Source organism: Salipiger bermudensis HTCC2601 (genome assembly GCF_000153725.1).
GTDB classification, from domain to species: Bacteria; Pseudomonadota; Alphaproteobacteria; order Rhodobacterales; family Rhodobacteraceae; genus Salipiger; species Salipiger bermudensis.
The window spans coordinates 1914209-1932169 of record NZ_DS022276.1; the positions used below are offsets into that span (position 1 = coordinate 1914209).

14 protein-coding genes are annotated in these 17961 nt (G+C 68.3%); 9 read left to right on the top strand and 5 right to left on the bottom strand.

The features are described 5' to 3' along the window. Genes R2601_RS09155 through R2601_RS09165 form a run of 3 tightly spaced genes read right to left on the bottom strand, consistent with a single transcriptional unit; the run spans position 1 to position 4875 of the window. A complete protein-coding gene (locus R2601_RS09155; protein ID WP_007796953.1) occupies positions 1–1644 on the bottom strand; it encodes a monovalent cation/H+ antiporter subunit D in 1644 nt (547 codons plus the stop codon). After that, positions 1641–1988 carry a Na+/H+ antiporter subunit C gene (locus tag R2601_RS09160; protein WP_007796956.1) on the bottom strand — a complete coding sequence of 116 codons (348 nt, stop codon included), beginning with the start codon at positions 1986–1988 and terminating at the stop codon, positions 1641–1643. Before R2601_RS09160 ends, R2601_RS09155 begins: the two co-directional genes overlap by 4 nt. A gap of 1 nt (position 1989) precedes the next feature. Then, positions 1990–4875: a monovalent cation/H+ antiporter subunit A gene (locus R2601_RS09165; protein ID WP_040544543.1), complete on the bottom strand. Its 2886-nt coding sequence runs from the start codon at positions 4873–4875 to the stop codon at positions 1990–1992. A gap of 239 nt (positions 4876–5114) precedes the next feature. Between R2601_RS09165 and R2601_RS09170 the strand changes: the two genes are divergently transcribed. The 9 genes from R2601_RS09170 to R2601_RS09210 all read left to right on the top strand — a co-directional run bounded on the left by R2601_RS09170 (position 5115) and on the right by R2601_RS09210 (position 16497). After that, positions 5115–6005 (top strand): LysR family transcriptional regulator, encoded by an 891-nt coding sequence (locus R2601_RS09170; RefSeq protein ID WP_007796963.1) that lies wholly within the window; start codon positions 5115–5117, stop codon positions 6003–6005. Between the two features lie 93 nt (positions 6006–6098). Further along, the gene (locus R2601_RS09175) at positions 6099–6566 is read left to right on the top strand and encodes a formate dehydrogenase subunit gamma (protein WP_007796966.1); all 468 of its coding nucleotides are present in this window, start codon (positions 6099–6101) and stop codon (positions 6564–6566) included. Beyond that, a complete protein-coding gene (locus R2601_RS09180; RefSeq protein ID WP_007796968.1) occupies positions 6563–8083 on the top strand; it encodes a formate dehydrogenase beta subunit in 1521 nt (506 codons plus the stop codon). Before R2601_RS09175 ends, R2601_RS09180 begins: the two co-directional genes overlap by 4 nt. Positions 8084–8185: 102 nt before the next feature. Continuing rightward, the gene (gene fdhF / locus R2601_RS09185) at positions 8186–11107 is read left to right on the top strand and encodes a formate dehydrogenase subunit alpha (RefSeq protein WP_007796970.1); all 2922 of its coding nucleotides are present in this window, start codon (positions 8186–8188) and stop codon (positions 11105–11107) included. Then, positions 11104–11922 (top strand): formate dehydrogenase accessory sulfurtransferase FdhD, encoded by an 819-nt coding sequence (gene fdhD / locus R2601_RS09190; RefSeq protein ID WP_007796973.1) that lies wholly within the window; start codon positions 11104–11106, stop codon positions 11920–11922. The genes fdhF and fdhD overlap by 4 nt, the downstream gene beginning before the upstream one ends. Next, on the top strand, positions 11912–12136 hold the full coding sequence (locus R2601_RS09195; RefSeq protein ID WP_007796975.1) for a formate dehydrogenase subunit delta: 225 nt from the start codon (positions 11912–11914) through the stop codon (positions 12134–12136). The genes fdhD and R2601_RS09195 overlap by 11 nt, the downstream gene beginning before the upstream one ends. 59 nt (positions 12137–12195) lie before the next feature. Further along, a complete protein-coding gene (locus R2601_RS09200) occupies positions 12196–12903 on the top strand; it encodes an ABC transporter ATP-binding protein (RefSeq protein ID WP_007796978.1) in 708 nt (235 codons plus the stop codon). Next, positions 12897–15260: an ABC transporter permease gene (locus R2601_RS09205; RefSeq protein ID WP_007796981.1), complete on the top strand. Its 2364-nt coding sequence runs from the start codon at positions 12897–12899 to the stop codon at positions 15258–15260. Before R2601_RS09200 ends, R2601_RS09205 begins: the two co-directional genes overlap by 7 nt. A gap of 4 nt (positions 15261–15264) precedes the next feature. Beyond that, a complete protein-coding gene (locus R2601_RS09210; RefSeq protein WP_007796985.1) occupies positions 15265–16497 on the top strand; it encodes an efflux RND transporter periplasmic adaptor subunit in 1233 nt (410 codons plus the stop codon). Positions 16498–16501: 4 nt separating this feature from the next. Here the strand turns inward: R2601_RS09210 and R2601_RS09215 are convergent, their stop codons facing one another. Together R2601_RS09215 and R2601_RS09220 are read right to left on the bottom strand one after the other, a co-directional pair. Then, positions 16502–17152: a GntR family transcriptional regulator gene (locus R2601_RS09215; RefSeq protein WP_007796988.1), complete on the bottom strand. Its 651-nt coding sequence runs from the start codon at positions 17150–17152 to the stop codon at positions 16502–16504. Positions 17153–17215: 63 nt separating this feature from the next. Next, positions 17216–17908, bottom strand: a complete 693-nt coding sequence (locus R2601_RS09220; protein WP_007796990.1) for a M48 family metallopeptidase — start codon at positions 17906–17908, stop codon at positions 17216–17218. Positions 17909–17961: the final 53 nt, after the last annotated feature.

Sequence of the window (17961 nt, forward strand, 5' to 3'; positions counted from 1 at the left end):
TCAGTAGCCCTCCTCAGACGCTGCGCCGGTCTCGGCGCCATCCTCGTCATAGGCCCCCGCTTCAGTCTCATCGTCATAGGATGACTTGGACGACGGGTCCTTGGTGCCCTCCTGGTCGACCAGCACCGCGGTCACATAGGCGCTGGGATCGAAGAGCTGCTCGGCGGTGGCCTCCATGTGGCGCGAGACCGGTCCCGCAAAGATCGTCAGCGCCGCCAGCGAAGCCAGCGCAAGGATGCTCGGCGCGGCCAGCATCGGTCCGATGGTGTTGGCGGGCGGGCGCTCTTCCTCCGGCTCGGGCTCCGGCGCGGCGAATTCCGCCGAGGTCGATTTCCAAAACAGCAGGCTGCCGGCGCGGGCGAAGCCCACGATGGTCAGCAGCGAGCCCACCAGCACCACGGCCCAGACCAGCCAAGTGTAGTCCGACACCCGGAGCGCATCGAGCACCAGCAGCTTGCCGAGGAAGCCGCTCAGCGGCGGCATGCCGGCGATGCCGATGGCGGCGGCAAAGAACAGCGCCGCAAGGAAGCCGTTCTGAACCGTTGCGGGCGCCGCTTTGAGCAGGTCGCCGCTCTCGCGCCGCGCCAGCAGCAGATCGGCCACGAGGAACAGCGCCGCGGTCGCCATGGTCGAGTGCAGCAGGTAATAAAGCGCCGCAGTGGCGGCATAGGGCGTGAAGGCCGAGACCGCCAGCATCAGCGTGCCGGTCGAGCCCAGCACCGCGAAGGCGATGAGCGGCATCAGCCGCCGCGACCCCAGCACGCCGAAGCCACCGATGGCCACGGTGATCAGCGCCGCCGGCAGCAGCCAGTCCTGCGACAGGCTGCCGATGGCGTCGGCATCGGGTCCGAAGACCACGGTGTGCATGCGCAGGATGGCATAGGCGCCGACCTTGGTCATGATCGCGAACAGCGCCGCCACCGGAGCAGGAGCATTGGCATAGGTGCCCGGCAGCCAGAACTGCACCGGGAACATCGCCGCCTTCACCGCGAAGACGATCATCAGCAGCATCGCCGCCACCCGCACCAGCGCCGCCTCCTCGACCGGGATCTCGCGCACCTTCACCGACAGGTCGGCGATGTTGAGCGTGCCGGTGGTGGCGTAAAGCGTGCCGAGCGCGATCAAAAACAGGCTCGAGCCGGCGAGGTTCATGATGACGTATTGCAGGCCGGATTTCAGCCGCGCCTTGCCGCCGCTGTGGATCGCCAGCCCGTAGGAGGCGATGAGCAGGATCTCGAACAGCACGAAGAGGTTGAAGGCGTCGCCGGTCAGGAAAGCACCACAGATGCCCATCAGCTGGAACTGCATCAGGGCGTGGAAATGGCGGCCCCGCGTGTCCCAGCCGCTGGCGGCGGAGTGCATCAGCACGATCAGCCCCAGCACAGAGGTTAGCAGGATCAGCAGCGCCGACAGCCGGTCGAGCACCAGCACGATGCCAAAGGGCGCGGGCCACGCGCCGAGGCGGTAGACATGCACGCTGCCATCGGCCGAAAGCATGAACAGCCCCGCGGCGATGGCGGTCAGCATCACCGCCCCGGCCAGCGAGGCCGCGCGCTGCAGGGTGATGTCGTGCCGCATGACGAAGGCGATGATCGGCGCGAGAAGCGCCGGCAGCACCACGGGGGCGATGATCCAGTGATTCACGTGTCACCCTCCCCGTTCGCGTCCTCGGAGAGGTCGACCCGGTCATCGCCGGATTCCAGCGCCGCGCCCAGCGCGATCAGCACCAGCACCGCGGTCATGCCGAAGGAGATCACGATCGCCGTCAGCACCAGCGCCTGCGGCAGCGGATCGGTATAGGCCGAGGCGGCGTCGTTGAGGACCGGCGGCACGCCCACGGCCAGACGACCGGTGGCGAAGACGAAGACGTTGACCGCATAGGTCAGCAGCGTCAGTCCGAGGATGACGGGGAAGGCCCGCAGCCGCAGGATCAGGTAGACCCCTGCGGCGGTCAGGCCGCCAATCGTGGTTGCCACGACAAGTTCCATGTTATGCGTCGTCCTTCTTGTCGGCCTCGATCGCGGCATCGACGCGCCGCGACGGGTCGTAGTCCATCGGCTCGAGGTTCACCGTCTCGCCGGCATAGCGCGCCATCCGCGACAGGCTGTAGAGCATCAGCATCACCGCCCCGAGCACGGTCAGGAATACGCCGAGATCGAACAGCATGGCAGTGGCCAGCTCGAACTCCTCGAAGGGCGGGATGGTGAAATAGCCGAAGGCACTGGTCAGGAACGGCGCCCCGGCAAGCCAGGCCCCCGCACCGGTCAGCCCGGCGATAATCACGCCCCAGCCGATCATCGCGTGATACTCGAAACGCTTGCGCTCCTGCGTCCAGGCGAAGCCCGAGGCCATGTACTGCATCAGAAGCGCGATCGAAATCACCAGCCCCGAGACGAAGCCGCCGCCGGGCATGTTGTGGCCGCGCAGGAAGATGTAGACCCCGACCAGCGCCGCGATCGGCATCATCACCCTTGTCGCCACCACCATCATCAGCGGGTGCCGGTCGCGCGAACGGTCTGGCGGGAAGGTCCAGTTGCGCAGTCGGCGCGAAGCCGGCCCGTTGAGCAGCGCCTCCATCAGCGCGTAGAGCGTCAGGCCCGCGATGCCGAGCACCACGATCTCGCCATAGGTGTCGTAGCCCCGGAAGTCGACGAGGATCACGTTCACCACGTTGGTGCCGCCGCCGCCCTTGTAGGAATTGGCGAGGTGGTAGTCCGAGATCGAGCTCACGTCGGTCAGCAGGAAGCTGTAGGCCAGCGCCGCGACCGCCGCCCCCGCGATCACCGCGATGACGCCGTCGCGGATGCGCATCGAAAGCGGGCTCTCGAGCGGCGTGTACTTGGGCAGGAAGTGCAGCGCCAGGAGCATCAGCATCACCGTCACGGTGTCGACCGAGATCTGCGTCAGCGCGAGATCCGGCGCCGAGAGATAGACGAAGCCCGCAGAGACCATGAGCCCGACCACGCTCACAAGGATCAGGGTGCGGAAACGGTTGCGATGGGCAAAGACCGTGGCCAGCGTTGCCAGCATGGTCAGCACGAACCCCACGCCGACCAACGGCGGGACGGGGAGCATCTCGCGGGTCTGCGCCGGCAGCCCGCCGCCCTGGAAGGCCGCGAAGCCCAGCAGCACCGTCGCCACCACGAAGATCGCGAGATAGCGCGAGATGGCACCGTTATGGGTGCTTTCCACCAGCCAGCGCGCGCCCAGAACGGTGCGTGCCACGACCCGGTCGAACATCGCCTTGGCCTCGGGGCGCGGCGCGCGGATCCAGGCCTTGTCGAGCGGGCGATGCAGCCAGAGCAGGAAGGCGCCGCCGATCACCGCGACGATCGACATGAACAGCGCCGGGTTCACTCCGTGCCAGAGCTTGAGCGAATAGTACGGCAGTTCTCCGCCGCCGATCACCGCCGTGCTCGCCGCCGCCACGATGGGGCCGGCGATCAGCGACGGCGCGAGACCGATGGCCACCACCAGCACCGCGAGGAAGCCCGGCGCCAGCAGCATCCCGGTGGGCGGATCATGCGGGTGATGCGGGTAGTCGTCGCGCACCGGCCCAAAGAAGGTGTGGCCGATGAAGCGGAAGGAATAGGCCACCGAGAACAGCGCGCCGGTTGTGGCGAGGATGATGATCGGCCATTTGCCGCCCCACCAGTCGGTATGCGCCACTTCCTCGAGCATCATCTCCTTCGACATGAAGCCGTTGAGCGGCGGGATGCCCGCCATCGACAGCGCCGCCACAACGGCGATCAGCGCCGTGGCCGGCATCAGGCTGGCGAGCCCGCCAAGGCGCTTGATGTCGCGGGTGTGGGTCTCGTGATCGACGATGCCCGCGCTCATGAACAGCGCCGCCTTGAAGGTCAGGTGGTTGATGATGTGGAACACCGCCACCACCGCCGCAAGCTTGGTGCCAAGTCCCAGCAGCATGGTCAGCAGGCCGAGATGGCTGACCGTCGAGAACGCCAGCAGCGCCTTGAGATCATCCTTGAAAAGAGCGATCAGCGCGCCGATCACCATGGTGATCAGGCCCACGGTCGAGACAATGTAGAACCACTCGTCCGTACCGGCGAGCACCGGCCACATGCGCGCCATCAGGAACACGCCGGCCTTCACCATCGTGGCCGAGTGCAGGTAGGCCGACACCGGAGTCGGCGCCGCCATCGCGTGCGGCAGCCAGAAATGGAACGGGAACTGCGCCGACTTGGTGAACGCGCCGAGCAGGATCAGGATCAGCGCCGGAAGGTAGTATTCCGAGGCACGAATCTCGTCCCCGTGCTGCAGGATCACCGAAAGATCATAGCTGCCGACGATATTGCCGAGGATCAGCATCCCCGCGATCATCGCAAGCCCCCCTGCCCCGGTCACGGTGAGCGCCATGCGGGCACCTTGACGCCCCTCGGGCAGGTGCTTCCAGTAGCCGATCAGCAGGAAGGACGACAGCGAGGTCAGCTCCCAGAACACCAGCAGCAGCAGGATGTTGTCCGACACCGAGATGCCGAGCATCGCGCCCTGAAACAGCAGCAGATAAGTGTAGAACTGCCCCATCGGGTCGTCGCCCGACAGGTAGAACCGGGCGTAGAGCGTGATCAGCAGTCCCATGCCGAGGATCATCCCGGCAAACAGCAGCCCCAGCCCGTCGAGGAAGAAATTGGCGTTCAGGCCGAGCGCCGGCAGCCACTCGATCTTGGCGCTGACGGTGCCGCCCGCCATGACCTCGGGCGCAAGAACGCCAAGGAAGACCAGCGCCAGAATGGTCGGAACCGCGGTGAACATGGCGCATGCATCGCGCCCCGCACGGATCATAAGCCCCGGCACCAAGGCACCGATAAAGGGCAATATCACCATCACGGCCAAAAGTCCGCTGCCTGAAACCATCCCTGTTCCTTCGTCTTCTCCGCCGGGGCCTCTGCGGGCCGATGACGGTTTGCGTTCGCGTTTATTGTCGTACTTTTAGTAGGTATTCTTTCCCACTATTCAATATTTGCGCACAAAAATCGCCCCTTGCAGGGGCCAGTTTTGGCGATTGTTTCGCTTGACGAACCACACCCCTCCGTGATTGCCCGCCTCGTCCATTTGCTGCAGGGTATCGTCATGCGCCTTTTCGATAGAAAAACATGATCGCCAAGCTCGAGATGCTCATCGCCCTTGCCCGCGAGCAGCACTTTGGCCGCGCCGCCGAAAGCCTGGGCATCACCCAGCCGTCGCTCTCCACCGGCATCCGCCAGCTTGAGGAGCAGCTCGGCGTCAAGCTCGTCAGCCGCGGCTCGCGCTTCGGCGGGCTGACGCCCGAGGGTCAGCGCGCATTGATCCGCGCCCGGCAGATCGTCGGCGACACGCGGCGGCTGCGCGACGAGATGCGCGCCTCTCGCGAGGGGCTGGCCGGTCACCTGCGGCTGGCGGTGATCCCCACCGCGCTGACATGGGCCTCGAGGCTCGTTACCGGCTTTACCGCGCGCCATCCGAACGTGAGCTTCACCGTGCTGTCGCGCGCTTCGGCCGAGATCCTGTCGTTGCTTGATGATCTCGAGATCGACGTCGGCATCACCTATCTCGACAACGAGCCGCTGGGACGGGTCACCAGCCGCCCGCTCTATGCCGAGAGCTACACTCTGATCTGTCGCCCCGATCATCCCTTCGCGCAGGGCGGCCCGATCGGCTGGGACGCGCTTGGCGCGGCGCGGCTCTGCCTGCTGACGCCCGACATGCAGAACCGCCGCATCATCAACCGCCATTTCATGGAAGCCGGCATCGGCCCGGCGGCGCTGATCGAATCGAACTCGACGGTGGTGCTGGTGGCCAACGTGCTGCACGGCGACTGGGTCACGATCCTGCCCGATGACCTCGCCCGGTTTCTCTGCGAGGGCAAGCCGCTGGCGGTGGTGCCGCTCAAGAGCGAGGGCGCGGCGCCCGCCGTTGGCCTCATCGCGCCGCACCAGGAGCCCTATACCCCCGTCCTGCAAGCGCTTCTCGACGAGGCCGAGGGCCTGACACGGCCCTCGGCTTGATAGCCATGGCCTATCATTCGACGGAACAGCGATATTGATTCACCAATCGTGCATCTGGCAAAACCGGAGAAATCCAAGGGAGGAGAAGCCCGAATGCGCCACTCGCACCCGACATCGGAAGATTTGCAGGCCCTGATCGACGCGCAGATGCCGCTCGAAGGGCCTCTGCTGCCGATCCTGCACGCCATTCAGGAGGCCTATGGCCATGTGCCCGAGGCGGCACTGCCGCTGATCGCCGAGACGCTGAACCTGACGCAGGCCGAGGTGCATGGCGTGATGTCGTTCTACCACGATTTCCGCAAGGCTCCCGCCGGGCGTCACGTGGTCAAGATCTGCCGCGCCGAGGCCTGCCAATCGATGGGCGCGGGCGCGCTTTCCGATGCGGTTCTCGAGAAGCTCGGCATCGGCTGGGGCGGCACCACGGCAGACGGGCGGGTGACCGTCGAGGCGGTCTATTGCCTTGGGCTCTGTGCCTGCGCACCGGCGGCGATGATCGGAGACCGGCTCATCGGGCGCGCCGACGCCGCCCGCATCGACGCCGAGCTGGAGGGCGCCGCATGAAGATCTGGGTTCCCATGGACAGCGCCGCCAAGGCGCTTGGCGCCGAAGCCGTGGTCGCGGCGATCCGCGCCGAGGCCGACAAGCGCGGCATCGAGGTCGAGATCGCGCGCAACGGCTCGCGCGGGATGATCTGGCTCGAGCCGCTGGTCGAGGTCGAGACGCCGGAGGGCCGCATGGCCTTTGGCCCGATGACCCCGGCGGATGTCTCGGCACTGTTCGAGGACGGTCACGAGAAAGCGCTCGGCCTGACCGATGAGCTCGACTGGATGAAGCGCCAGACGCGCCTGACCTTTGCCCGCTGCGGTCTCACCGATCCGCTGTCGCTGGAACAGTACGAGGCGCATGGCGGCCTTGCGGGCCTGCGTCGCGCCATCGGCATGACGGCCGAGGCGATCATCGACGAGGTCAAGCTCTCGGGCCTGCGAGGCCGCGGGGGCGCGGGCTTCCCGACCGGCATCAAGTGGGACACGGTGCGCATGGCCCATGCGGACCGCAAGTACATCGTCTGCAACGCCGACGAAGGCGACAGCGGCACCTTCGCCGACCGCATGATCATGGAGGGCGACCCGTTCTGCCTGATCGAGGGCATGGCCATCGCCGGCCTCGGCTGCCACGCCGAGAAGGGCTTCGTCTACCTGCGCTCGGAATATCCCGACGCCATCGCGGTACTGAGCCGCGCCATCGAGATCGCCCGCGCCGCCGGTGTGCTGGGCGCGGATGTGCTGGGCTCGGGGCATGCCTTCGACATGGAGGTGCGCGTCGGCGCCGGGGCTTATGTCTGCGGCGAGGAGACCTCGCTGCTGAACTCGCTCGAGGGCAAGCGCGGCGTGGTCCGCGCCAAACCGCCGCTGCCGGCGCTCGAGGGCGCCTTCGGCAAGCCCACCGTGGTCAACAACGTCATCTCGCTCGCCACCGTGCCGGTGATCTTCGAGAAGGGCGCCGAGCATTACGCCAATTTCGGGCTCGGGCGCTCGAAGGGCACGATCCCGCTGCAGATCGCCGGCAACGTGCGCCACGGCGGGCTGTTCGAGACCGCCTTCGGCATGAGCCTCGGCCAGATCGTCGAGGATCTGGGCGGCGGCACCGCCTCGGGCCGCGCGGTCAAGGCGGTGCAGGTCGGCGGGCCTCTGGGCGCCTACCTGAGCCCGGACCAGTTCGACACGCCCTTCGGCTACGAGGAGTTCGACGGACAGGGCGCGCTGATCGGCCATGCGGGCCTCGTGGTGTTTGACGACAGCGCCGACATGCTGGGCATGGCGCGCTTCGCCATGGAGTTCTGCGCCGTGGAGAGCTGCGGCAAGTGCACGCCCTGCCGCATCGGCGCGGTGCGCGGTGTCGAGACGCTCGACCGCATCGCCGCCGGCGATGCCGAGGCGATCCCGCTGCTGATCGATCTCTGCGAGACCATGCAGGACGGCTCGCTCTGTGCGCTGGGGGGCTTCACGCCCTACCCCGTGATGTCGGCGCTGCGCCTGTTCCCCGAGGAATTCGGGGCGGTGCGGGAAGCGGCGGAATGAGCGGTTTCGCCTCGCCTTCGGCGAGACGACCGGTCGGGGGGCCAGCCCCCCCCGAACCCCCCGAGGTATTTATGAACCAAAGAAGATGCGGGAGGCGTTGAGATGAAGGACTTCATCATTCCCTGGGACGACCGGGACATGGGCACGCCCGCCAAGGCGGGCAAGCCGGTGCATCTGACCATCGACGGAATCGACGTCACCGTCCCCGCGGGGACCTCGGTGATGCGCGCCGCCATGGAGGCCGGGATCAAGGTTCCGAAGCTCTGCGCGACCGACTCCGTGGAGGCCTTCGGCTCATGCCGGCTCTGCGTGGTGGAGATCGAGGGGCGGCGCGGCACGCCGGCCTCCTGCACCACGCCGGTGCATGCCGGGATGAAGGTGCACACCCAGTCCTCCAAGGTGAAGAAGATCCGCAAGGGGGTGATGGAGCTCTATGTCTCGGATCACCCGCTCGACTGCCTGACCTGCGCCGCCAACGGCGATTGCGAGTTGCAGGACATGGCCGGCATGGTCGGTCTGCGCGACATGCGCTACACGCCCGGCGAGAACCATTACGATCCCTCCGGCACCGGCGCCCGCAGCCAGGCCGAGGCGCGGCTGCGCATGCCCGAGGGCGAGGCCAACCCGCGCTACCTGCCGAAGGACGAGAGCAACCCGTACTTCACCTACGATCCCTCCAAGTGCATCGTCTGCTCGCGCTGCGTGCGGGCCTGCGAAGAAGTGCAGGGCACCTTCGCGCTGACCATTGAAGGGCGCGGCTTCGAGAGCCGGGTCTCGGCCGGGGCCTCGGGGGACGATTTCCTGAGCTCCGATTGCGTCAGCTGCGGCGCCTGCGTGCAGGCCTGCCCCACCGCCACGCTGCAGGAGAAGAGCGTCGCCGAGCTTGGCACGCCCGACCGCGAGGTCGTCACCACCTGCGCCTATTGCGGCGTCGGCTGTTCGTTCAAGGCCGAGCTCAACGGCGACCAGCTGGTGCGCATGACGCCGTGGAAACACGGCAAGGCCAATCGCGGGCATTCCTGCGTCAAGGGCCGCTTTGCCTACGGCTATGCCGAGCACCCCGACCGCATCCTGAACCCGATGATCCGCGACAGCATCGACGAGCCGTGGCGCGAGGTGAGCTGGCCAGAGGCGCTTGCCTTTGCCGCCCAGCGCATGAACGGGATCCGTGAAAAATACGGCCGTCGCAGCCTCGGCGTCATCACCTCAAGCCGCTGCACCAACGAGGAGACCTACCTCGTGCAGAAGCTCACGCGGGCGGTGTTCCTCAACAACAACACCGACACCTGCGCGCGGGTCTGCCATTCGCCCACCGGCTACGGGCTGGGCCAGACCTTCGGCACCTCTGCCGGCACGCAGGATTTCGACAGCGTCGAGAAGGTGGACGTGGCGCTTGTCATCGGCGCCAACCCGACCGACGGCCACCCGGTCTTTGCCTCGCGACTGAAGAAGCGGCTGCGCGAGGGCGCCAAGCTCATCGTCATCGATCCGCGCCGCATCGACATGGTGAAGTCGGCCCACATTGAAGCCGCGCATCACCTGCCGCTGACCCCGGGCACCAACGTGGCCGTGGTCACCGCGCTGGGGCACGTGATCGTCACCGAAGGGCTCTATGACGAGGCCTTCATCCGCGAGCGCTGCGACTGGGACGAGTTCCAGGCCTATGCCGAGTTCGTCTCGGACAAGCGCCACGCCCCCGAGAGCACGGCGCTGCTCACCGGCGTCAACGCGCAGGAGCTGCGGGCGGCGGCGCGGCTCTTTGCCAAGGGCGGCAACGGGGCGATCTATTACGGGCTGGGTGTGACCGAGCACAGCCAGGGCTCGACCACCGTGATGGCGCTGGCCAACCTCGCCATGATGACCGGCAATATCGGCCGCGAGGGCGTGGGCGTGAACCCGCTGCGCGGCCAGAACAACGTGCAGGGCTCCTGCGACATGGGCTCCTTCCCGCACGAGCTGCCGGGCTATCGGCACGTCAAACTGCCTGAGGTCCGCAAGGTCTTTGAAGACGCCTGGGGCGTGGAGATCGACCCCGAGCCCGGCCTGCGCATTCCCAACATGCTCGATGCCGCGGTCGAGGGCACCTTCAAGGGGCTCTACTGCCAGGGCGAGGACATCCTGCAATCGGATCCCGACACCCGCCACGTGGCGGCCGGGCTCGCGGCGATGGAGTGTGTCATCGTGCATGACCTCTTCCTCAACGAGACTGCGAACTACGCCCATGTCTTCCTGCCGGGCTCGTCCTTCCTCGAGAAGAACGGCACCTTCACCAATGCCGAGCGCCGCATCAACCGCGTGCGCAAGGTGATGGCGCCCAAGAACGGCTACGAGGACTGGGAGGTGACCCAGCTGCTCGCCAATGCGATGGGCGCGGGCTGGGCCTATACCCATCCCGAGCAGATCATGGCCGAGATCGCCGCCACCACGCCGAGCTTTGCCGGGGTGACCTACGACCTGCTCGAGCAGAAGGGCTCGGTGCAGTGGCCCTGCAACGAGGAGCACCCCGAGGGCACGCCGATGATGCACGTGGATGGCTTCATGCGTGGCAAGGGCCGCTTCATCGTCACCGAGTACGTGGCCACCGCCGAGCGCTCGGGCCCGCGCTTTCCGCTGCTGCTCACCACCGGACGGATCCTGTCGCAGTACAACGTGGGCGCGCAGACCCGGCGCACCTCGAACAGCGTCTGGCACGAGCAGGACCTGCTCGAGATCCATCCCCACGATGCCGAGAACCGCGGTCTCAAGGATGGTGACTGGATCAAGCTCGCCAGCCGCTCGGGCGAGACGACGCTGAAGGCGTCGGTCACCGATAAGATGAGCCCGGGCGTGGTCTATACCACCTTCCACCACCCCGACACGCAGGCCAACGTGGTCACCACCGACTATTCCGACTGGGCGACCAACTGCCCGGAATACAAGGTGACCGCGGTGCAGGTCTCGCCCAGCAACGGCCCGACCGACTGGCAGGAGGATTACGCCGCGCAGGCCGAGCGCTCGCGGCGCATCCTTCCGGCGGCGGAATGAGCCGGCTGAGCGCCAGCAGGCCCGGCGTGGCGGTGCATCGCGAGGGGACGCGCTCGGTCGTGCGCTCCCTGCCAGAGGAGGTGCCGGTGGCGATGGTGTTCGACGGCACCACGCAGGCGGTGATGATGGCAACCCCGGCGGAGATCGCCGATTTCGCCTATGGCTTCGCGCTGAGCGAGGGCATCATCGCCCACCCCGGCGAGGTGGCCGAGTTCGAGGCGGTGACCCACGCGCGCGGCATCGAGGCGCGGTTCTGGCTGCACGAGGCGCCCGGGCGCGACCTCAGGGAGCGTCAGCGCAGCATGATGGGGCCGACGGGCTGCGGGCTCTGCGGAATCGACAGCCTCGATCAGGCGCTGCGCCCCCTGCCCCGGCTGCCCGAGGGCGGCCCGTGCCTTACCCGAGCCGAGGTGGCGCGCGCCACCGACGAGCTGCGCGGCCACCAGCCGCTGCACGATCAGACCCGGGCGGTGCACGCGGCGGGCTTCCTGCTACCGGGCAAGGGCATCGTCATGGCGCGCGAGGATGTCGGGCGGCACAACGCGCTCGACAAGCTGATCGGCGCGCTGGCGCGGCAGGACATGGACGCCTCTGAGGGCGCGGTGGTGCTGACGAGCCGGGTCTCGGTGGACATGGTGCAGAAGACCGTGCTGGCCCGCTGCCCGATCCTGATCGCCGTCTCAGCCCCCACCGCGCTGGCGCTGAGCATGGCCGAGGACGCCCACCTCACGCTGGCCGCCTTTGCCCGTGGTGGCGGCTTCGATCTTTACGCCGCGCCCGAGCGCATCGTCGATGGAGCATCCCATGTCGCCTGAAAAGATGGTCATGATGGCCAACCAGATCGCCACCTTCTTCGCCACCCAGCCGGGCGATGACGGCGCCACCGGCGTGGCGACCCACATCAACGATTTCTGGGAGCCCCGGATGCGCGCGCAACTGCTCGACCATGTCGAGGCCGGCGGCGCGGGCTTGCACGAGCTGGTCATCGCGGCGGTGCCGGAAATCCGGGTGCCGGCCGAGAAAGCTTGATCCGGCGCAAGTCACGGCTGCCGCAAAGCCGCTAGACTCGCGGCCATGGAGGATCCCCCATGGCCCAGCTCGCCTATCGCGCGGAGGCTCTGACACGCACCTATGGTGAGGGTGCCTCGGCGGTGCATGCGCTGCGCGGGGTCGATCTTGAACTGCCCGCAGGCGAGGTCGTGGTGCTGCTCGGCCCCTCGGGCAGCGGCAAGTCCACTTTGCTTAACATCCTCGGTGGGCTCGACCGGCCAAGCTCGGGCCGGGCGTGGTTCCGCGAGGCCGAGCTGACCGCGATGAGCGACCGCCAGCTCACCCGCTACCGGCGCGATCATCTCGGCTTCATCTTCCAGTTCTACAACCTCATGCCCTCGCTCACCGCCGAGGAGAATGTCGAGCTGGTGACCGAGATCGCCCGCGACCCGATGACCCCGGCCGAGGCGCTGGCGCTGGTCGGGCTCGAGGGCCGGCGCGGGCATTTCCCAAGCCAGATGTCGGGCGGCGAGCAGCAGCGCGTCGCCATCGCCCGCGCTGTCGCCAAGCAGCCAGACGTTCTGCTTTGCGACGAGCCCACCGGCGCGCTCGACAGCACCACAGGGCGCGAGGTGCTGGGCGTTCTGCAGCATCTCAACCAGAGCCTCGGCACCACGGTGATGATCGTCACCCACGCCGCCGCCACCGCCGCCATGGCCGACCGGGTGATCCGCTTCGCCGATGGCGCCATCCGCTCGGTCGAGACCAACGCCAGCAAGCTCAGGGCGGAGGAGATCGAATGGTAGGCCCGCTCGATCGCAAGCTGATCCGCGACCTGTGGCGGATGAAGGGGCAGGCCGTCGCCATTGCCGTGGTGATGGCGCTCGGCGTGATGATGCAGGTGATGATGTCGGGGCTGGTAAGCTCGCTCGACGAGACCCGGCGCGGCTATTACGAGCGCTACCGGCTGGCCGATATCGTGGCGCCTGTGACCCGCGCGCCGAACCACGTGCTGCACCAGATCGCGGCGCTTCCGGGAGTCGGCGCGGTCGAAGGCCGGGTCAGCGGCGCGGCGCTGATCGATCTGGCCGGACAGGCGGTGCCGCTGCAGGCGCAGGCACTGTCGTTGCCCTATGAGGGCGATACCGCGCTCAACGCCATCCGGCTCGAAGCCGGGCGGCTGTTCGAGCGCGGGCGGCCCGACGAGGCGGTGCTGCTCGACAGTTTCGCCGCCGCCCACGGGCTGCGGCCCGGCGACACGCTCAGTGCCACCATGAACGGCGCGCTGCGCGCGTTCCGCATCACCGGGCTCGCCCGCGCACCGGAGTTTCTCTACACCGCCGCGCCGGGCGAAATGGTCCCCGATGACAGCCGCTTCGGCGTGCTGTGGCTGTCGCCCGCCACCATGGAGGCGGCCTTCGACATGGACGGCGCCTTCAATCAGGCGCTGGTCGGGCTGGCGCGCGGCGCCGAAGAAGCCCCGGTGATCGACGCCATAGACCGGCTGCTCGACCGTTACGGCGCCACCGGAGCCTTCGGACGCGAGGACATGTTCTCGAACCGCTTCGTCTCGGAAGAGATCGACGGTCTGCGCGACAGCGCCCGCGCAATCCCGCCGATCTTCATGGCCGTCGCCGCCTTCCTGCTCAACATCGTCATCGCCCGCATGGTGCAGGCCGAGCGCGAGGAGATCGGCCTGCTGAAGGCGTTCGGCTACCGCTCCGGCGAGATCGGGCTGCACTACCTCAAGCTGGTGCTGGCCATCGCGCTGCTGGGGGCGCTGCTGGGCTGCCTGCTGGGGGTCGCGGCGGGGCGCGGGATGGTCGGGCTCTACCTGCAGTTCTTCAAGTTTCCCTTCCTCGTGTTCCGGCTGGAACCGGCGGCCTTCGCCATCGGCATCGCCGTGAGCGTGCTTGCCGCGACCGCCGGTGGCGCCATCGTGCTGCGCCGGATCTTCGCCCTCGACCCGGCCGAGGCGATGCGCCCGCCGGCGCCTGCCGACTATGCCAGCGCCGGGCGCTGGCGCGGGCTCACCGCCTGGCTCGACCAGCCCTCGCGCATGGTGCTGCGGCGCTTCACCCGGACGCCCTTCCGCATGGCCGGCGCCATCATCGGCATCACCTGCGGCATGGCGTTGTCGGTTGGGATGATCACCATCCACGCCGGTTTCGCCCATGCCATCGAGCTCAGCTTCGAGGTGATGGACCGGTCCGAGGCGCAGGTCACCTTCACCCACGCGGTCTCGGACAAGGTGCTGTTCGAGCTGCAAAGCCACCCCAGCATCACCCGCGTCGAGGGCCGCCGCGACGTGCCGGTGATCCTCCGCAACGGCCGCCAGAGCCATCGCGGCAGCATCACCGCCCTGCCCCACGACCCGGTGCTCTACCGCGCCCTGACGCCGGGCCTCGCGCCGATCCCGATGCGCGACGAGGGGCTGGTCCTGAGCCGGGCACTGGCCAACAAGCTCGACCTCGCCGTTGGCCAGAGCCTCACGGTCGAGGTGCGCGAGGGGGCGCAGCCGGTGCTCGACCTGCCGGTGGCGGCGATCTCGGACACGGTGCTGGGCGCGCCGGCCTACATGGCGCTCGACGGGCTCAACCGCGCGCTTGGCGAGCCCGGGCGGGTCTCGGGCGCGGCGCTACTGCTCGACGAGGCCGAGGCGGCTGCGGTCTATGTCTGGCTCAAGGATCTGCCGACCGTGGCGGGGGTGAGCCTGAAGCACGAGCAGCGCGTCGCCTTCGAGGAGCTGATGGATCAGGGCGCCGGCTGGACCCGGTTCATCATGTCGGCCATCGCCTTCGTGATCACCTTCGGCATCGTCTACAACGCCGCCCGAATCGCGCTGGCCGAGCGGCTGCGCGATCTCGCCTCGCTGCGGGTGATCGGCTTCTCGCGCGGTGAGGCGGCCTACGTGCTGCTGGGCGAGCTTGGCATCGTGACGCTGCTGGCGCTGCCGCTCGGCGCGGCGCTTGGCGCCGGACTCTCCCACCTGCTCGCCGCGGCCTATTCCTCCGAGATCTACACCATCCCGGTGGTGTTCCACGCCACCACCTTCGGCAGCGCCGCGCTGGTGGTGATCGGCGGCGCACTGGTCTCGGGACTTCTGGTGAAACGCGACGTCGACCGGGCCGACCTGGTCACGGCGCTCAAGACACGGGATTGATGACATGGCAGACACCCGCAACCGCACCCGCCGGATCCTGTGGAGCCTGATCGTGCTGTTGCTCGGCGGCGCGCTGGTGGCGGCGTTCTGGCCGCGCCCGGCGCTTGTCGACCTTGGCGAGGTCACGCGCGGGCCGCTCACCGTCACCATCGACGAGGAGGGCCGCACGCAGGTGCATGACGTCTACATCGTCTCGACCCCGGTGGCGGGCCGCCTGCTGCGGGTCGGCGCGATCGCCGGCGACGCGGTCGAGCAGGGCCAGACCGTGGCGCATATGCGCCCGGTGAACCCCGATGCGCTCGACGTGCGCACCCGCGAGCAGGCAATGGCGCTGCTCGACGCTGCCAAGGCGGCACTCAAGGTGGCCGAGGCCGAGGTCAACGCCGCCGCCGCCAATGCCGATCTCACCGCCGCCGATTTCCAGCGCAGCGAGGCGCTGGCGGCGCGCGGCGCGGTCAGCACCGCCGCGCTCGACCGGGCACGTTCGGAGGCGCGCTCCGCGGCGGCACAGCTCGAAACCGCCAAGGCCGCCGTTTCGATGCGCGAGGCCGAGCTGGCCAACGCCCGCGCCCAGCTCATCAGTTTCGAGGACCTCGGCCTTGCCGCGGCGGTGGCCGGCAACCACGCCAACGACATTTCTCTGGTGGCGCCGATCTCGGGGCGCATCCTGCGGGTGCTGCAACAGAGCGAGACCATCCTCGGCGCCGGCAGCGCGGTGCTCGAGATCGGCGATATCGCGACAGATCTAGAGATCGTTGTCGAGTTGATCTCGTCGGACGCGGTGCAGGTGAGCCTTGGCGACCGGGTGATGATCGACGACTGGGGCGGCGATGCGGTGCTCGATGGCGAGGTCACCCGGATCGCACCGCAGGGCCTTACCAAGGTCTCGGCGCTGGGGGTCGAGGAGCAGCGCGTCGAGGTCACGGTGCGCTTCAGCGGCCCCCCCGAGGAGCGCTCTGGCCTCGGGCACGGCTACCGCGTGGTGACGCGGATCGTGGTCTGGGAAGAGGCCGACACGTTGCAGCTGCCGCAGAGCGCGCTGTTCCGGCAGGACGGCGGCTGGGCGGTGCTGCGCGCCCGCGACGGGCGGGCCGAACAGGTGCCGGTGGACCTGGGGCCGGGAAATGGCAGTGCCGCGCAGGTGCTCTCTGGGCTCGACGCGGGCGACCAGGTGGTGCTCTACCCCGCCGCCGATCTGGCCGATGGCGCCCGGATCGCGCCCCGCAGCACCGAGTGAGGGATCAGCTCGCCAGCATCTTGAGGCCCTGCGTCACGTCCGAGCGCACCGCGAGCCGCAGCCCCGGCTCGTCGCCGGCCTTGAGGGCTGCGATGATCAGGCGATGGAACTGCGGCGCCTCGGAACGGCGCAAGCGTCCGTAAAGCGCGCGCATCGTGGGGCCGAGCTGCAGCCAGACGGTTTCGGCCATGGCCAGCATCGCCGGGGCCTGCGCCCGCAGGTAGAGGGTGCGGTGGAACTCGAGATTGGAGCGGATATAGCCCACCGCGTCGCGGTCGCGCACCACCTCGGCGATGGTGCCATTGATGGTCTGCAGCCGGTCGATCAGCGCGATGTGCGCGCGCGGCAGCGCCCGCGAGGCCAGCTCGACCTCGATCAGCGAGCGCAGCGCCGCCAGCTCCTCGATTCGCTCGTTCGACAGCTCCGGGGTCTGCACCCGGCCCGAGGAGGACATGCTGAGCGCGCCCTCGGCCACCAGCCGCCGCACCGCCTCGCGCGCCGGGGTCATCGAGACCTCGAACTCCTTGCCGATGCCGCGCAAGGTCAGCGCCTCGCCGGGCGCGATCTGGCCCAGCATGATGCGGGTGCGCAGGCCGCGGTAGACGCGGTCATGGGCGGAAGAGACGATTTCGGTGGGGCGGGTGGCTGGGTTCATGATCCGCGCAATGTGATCACAAATCGCGATGCCGTCAATCGCCCTCGTGCGCTGGCAGTCCGGTCAGTCGCCAAAGCGGTAGCGGTGCAGGCTGCCGCCCTCGTCGTGCAGCCAGCGCCGCTGCGGGCGCCAGTCGCCGTAGAGCGCCTCGACCGTGTTCCAGAATGCCTTGGAGTGGTTCATCTCGGCCAGGTGCGAGACCTCGTGCGCGGCGACGTAGTCGAGCACGTCGCGCGGCGCGAGAATGAGCCGCCAGCTGTACATCAGCGCGCCTTGCGAGGTGCACGAGCCCCAGCGCGAGCGCGTGTCGCGCAGGGTGAGTCGGGTATAGGGCCTCCCCAGCCTTGCGGCGTAGCGGTCCGAGGCCTCGGCCAGCCGCTCGCGCGCCAGCGTGCGCAGCCAGCCCTGCAGCCGCGCGGCGACGCGCTCCTCGGGGCCTGGCACTTCTACGCAGGTCTCGCCCAGAATCACGCTGCGCCCGCCGCCGGGACGGATCTCGCGCATAACGCCCTCGATGGGCAGCACTGCGCCAAGCTCGATACGAGCGTCGTCGCCGCGCGCCGCGAGATGGCCCCTGAGCCACGCCTCCTTCTCGCGCAGGAAGCCCACCGCCTCGCGCTCGGGGACCCGGCGCGGAAGCGTCAGCGTGACCCGTCCGTCGATCTGACTGAGCCGCAGCGACAGGCGCCGTGCCTGCGCCGAACGGCGCAGGGTCACCGCGATCGGCGGGTTGCCAGGAAGTGTGATCTGCCCCATATGCTCTGCCTCGGATGCAATACGGCCAAAGCCTTTGACACCGCTTCCCTGAT

What these genes read in the sequence shown, in the direction of transcription:
- R2601_RS09200 (WP_007796978.1), top strand. Translation starts at nt 12,196, where the DNA reads ATGGCCCAGCTCGCCTATCGCGCGGAGGCTCTGACACGCACCTATGGT.
- fdhD (WP_007796973.1), top strand. Translation starts at nt 11,104, where the DNA reads ATGAGCCGGCTGAGCGCCAGCAGGCCCGGCGTGGCGGTGCATCGCGAG.
- fdhF (WP_007796970.1), top strand. Translation starts at nt 8,186, where the DNA reads ATGAAGGACTTCATCATTCCCTGGGACGACCGGGACATGGGCACGCCC.
- R2601_RS09175 (WP_007796966.1), top strand. Translation starts at nt 6,099, where the DNA reads ATGCGCCACTCGCACCCGACATCGGAAGATTTGCAGGCCCTGATCGAC.
- R2601_RS09170 (WP_007796963.1), top strand. Translation starts at nt 5,115, where the DNA reads ATGATCGCCAAGCTCGAGATGCTCATCGCCCTTGCCCGCGAGCAGCAC.
- R2601_RS09165 (WP_040544543.1), bottom strand. Translation starts at nt 4,875, where the DNA reads ATGGTTTCAGGCAGCGGACTTTTGGCCGTGATGGTGATATTGCCCTTT.
- R2601_RS09205 (WP_007796981.1), top strand. Translation starts at nt 12,897, where the DNA reads ATGGTAGGCCCGCTCGATCGCAAGCTGATCCGCGACCTGTGGCGGATG.
- R2601_RS09160 (WP_007796956.1), bottom strand. Translation starts at nt 1,988, where the DNA reads ATGGAACTTGTCGTGGCAACCACGATTGGCGGCCTGACCGCCGCAGGG.
- R2601_RS09220 (WP_007796990.1), bottom strand. Translation starts at nt 17,908, where the DNA reads ATGGGGCAGATCACACTTCCTGGCAACCCGCCGATCGCGGTGACCCTG.
- R2601_RS09180 (WP_007796968.1), top strand. Translation starts at nt 6,563, where the DNA reads ATGAAGATCTGGGTTCCCATGGACAGCGCCGCCAAGGCGCTTGGCGCC.
- R2601_RS09195 (WP_007796975.1), top strand. Translation starts at nt 11,912, where the DNA reads ATGTCGCCTGAAAAGATGGTCATGATGGCCAACCAGATCGCCACCTTC.
- R2601_RS09215 (WP_007796988.1), bottom strand. Translation starts at nt 17,152, where the DNA reads ATGAACCCAGCCACCCGCCCCACCGAAATCGTCTCTTCCGCCCATGAC.
- R2601_RS09210 (WP_007796985.1), top strand. Translation starts at nt 15,265, where the DNA reads ATGGCAGACACCCGCAACCGCACCCGCCGGATCCTGTGGAGCCTGATC.